The 2,025-nt window shown below is 73.6% G+C and carries 2 protein-coding genes and 1 pseudogene; 2 read left to right on the top strand and 1 reads right to left on the bottom strand.

What is annotated here, in order from left to right; genetic code table 11:
• Positions 1-425: 425 nt before the first annotated feature.
• Positions 426-1,360, bottom strand: a pseudogene (locus P1P70_RS43960) (MurR/RpiR family transcriptional regulator).
• A gap of 55 nt (positions 1,361-1,415) precedes the next feature.
• Here P1P70_RS43960 and P1P70_RS43955 point away from each other — a divergent pair.
• Positions 1,416-1,799, top strand: a complete 384-nt coding sequence (locus tag P1P70_RS43955) for a hypothetical protein (RefSeq protein ID WP_319248020.1) — start codon at positions 1,416-1,418, stop codon at positions 1,797-1,799.
• A partial coding sequence (locus P1P70_RS43950) for a DUF4031 domain-containing protein (RefSeq protein ID WP_319248019.1) occupies positions 1,796-2,025 on the top strand: 230 nt, incomplete at its 3' end. The genes P1P70_RS43955 and P1P70_RS43950, both read left to right, overlap by 4 nt.

Here is a 2,025-nt window from a genome sequence, read left to right as displayed (position 1 = left end):
ACTCCTCTCCGCCTGACGCCCTCGGCCTCCCTGACACCTCCCGCCGTCCGGACGGCGGGAGGTGTCAGGGAGGCCGAGGGCGTCAGGCGGAGAGGAGTCACCCGAAAGGGCGGAGCCGTCGGGCAAGGCGGAAGCGTCAGGCGCGTCGGAGGTGTCCGTTACGGCGGACGCGTCCGGCAGGGCGGAGCCGTCGGCGATGCGGGAGGCGCCAGGCCCGGGGGAGCCGCCCTGGGGGTCGGACGTGCCCGGTGAGTCGGGTGTGTTCGGTGAGTCGGAGGTGTTGGGGCGGGTGGAGGCGTTGGGGCAGGTGGGGGGCATGGCGACTCATTCCGTGCTGGTGGAGCGACTGTGCCTTCGGGCGGACGCCGTGGTGTTCCGGGGCTGCCGTGACGGTCGGCCGGGGCACCGCGACTGCCGGCCCCGCGCTACCGCGAGGGGCCCCCGGTCCGATGCCGGTGGGCCAGCGCCTCGTACGACGCCGACAGCGCCGGCGCGGCCGACTCGTACGTCCGTTGCGCCACGCCGACGAACAGGCAGTCCACGACCAGGAGTTGACTCGTCCGGGACGACATCGCCGCCGGTCGCAGCTCGCTCTCCCGCGCCGTGGACGTCGTCAGGACGTGGTCGGCGTACTGGGAGACCGGCCCGTCCGGGCGGCCGGTGATCGCGACCGTCGTGGCCCCGTGGTCGAAGGCGACCCGCAGCGGCTCGATGACGTCGCCCGTGGAGCCGGAGTGGGTGATCGCCACGGCCACGTCCTTCGCGCGGAGCTGCACCGCGTTGGTGACGGCGAGGTGCGGGTCGCTGTGCGCCTGGGCTATCAGCCCTATGCGGAGCAGTTTCTGCGTGAGGTCCTGGGCGACCAACCCGGACGCCCCGACCCCGTACACATCGATGCGCCGCGCCCCGGCGAGCGCCGCGACCGCCGCGCCGAGCTGGCCCATGTCGAGTCCGGCCGCCGTGTCCGCGAGGGTCTGCTGCTCGTCGTACGCGAGCTTGGCGACCACGTCGGGCAGCGGGTCGTCCACCGCGATGTCGGCCGTGACCGAGGGCGCGCGGCCCGACTGCTGGTGGGCGGCGAGACCGGCGAGGGCGAGCCGCAGGTCCCGGTAGCCCGGGTAGCCGAGGAGGCGGGCGGTGCGCACGACCGTGGCCTCGCTGGTGCCGGTGAGCTCGGCGAGGCCGGTGACCGTGAGCGCCGCGCAGGCGGCCGGGTCGTTCGCCACGGCCTCCGCGACGCGCTGCATGGAGCGGGTCATGGAGGGCGCCAGCGTCCGCACCTTCGCCGCGAGGGCGGCGGGGCGGGCGGCGCGGGTGGACCGGACGCCGGGGAGAAAATTTCCTTCACGTCATCGCTCACATCTTGAAAGATATTTTCTGTCGGGCGGGATGGTCAAGGCCCGCACAATGGACGCATGAGTACCGGCAGTGACCCCGTGAGCCCCCTTGAGCAGACGCTGCACGCCGCCCGCGCCCTCGTGCTCGCCGATCTGGTGTCCGGGCAGGTCGCCGAGGCGGACATCGTCTCGATGGTCGAGGAGTCCGTCGCGCAGCGCCGCTGGTGGGTCGAGCAGTGGCCGGACGGCGCGGCGTACGTCGCCGGGCTCGTCGCCCAGGACGTCCAGGACGCCCTGCTCGAACGGTACGGCCGCTGGCCCCTCTGCCCGGTCTGCGGCGCCGGCGACCCGCACGCGCTCGACGTGGAGCCGGAGCTCGGGCCTGATCCACAGTGGGTGTGTCACAAGGCGGGGGTACGGGTCGCGGCGCTGGGCGCGCTCGGTGGGGCGGCGTCCTCGTGACCCTCTACGTCGATCCGCCCACCTGGCCGGGGCACGGGCGTATGTGGTCCCACCTCGTGAGCGACGTGTCCTTCGACGAACTGCACGCCTTCGCCAGGGAGGTGGGCATCCCCGAGCGCGCCTTCGAGCGCGACCACTACGACATCCCGTCCCACCGCTACGCGGAGGTCGTGCGGGCGGGGGCCGTGGAGGTGGGCTCGAAGGAGCTGCTGCGTCGGCTTACGGG

The organism is Streptomyces sp. MB09-02B (assembly GCF_033794485.1).
GTDB lineage: Bacteria > Actinomycetota > Actinomycetes > Streptomycetales > Streptomycetaceae > Streptomyces.
Note: the sequence above shows the minus strand (reverse complement) of the source record. Positions and strands in the feature narration are given on the sequence as shown.

Excerpts from the sequence above, each read along its gene's own strand:
- P1P70_RS43955 (WP_319248020.1), top strand. The coding sequence starts at position 1,416 with ATGAGTACCGGCAGTGACCCCGTGAGCCCCCTTGAGCAGACGCTGCAC.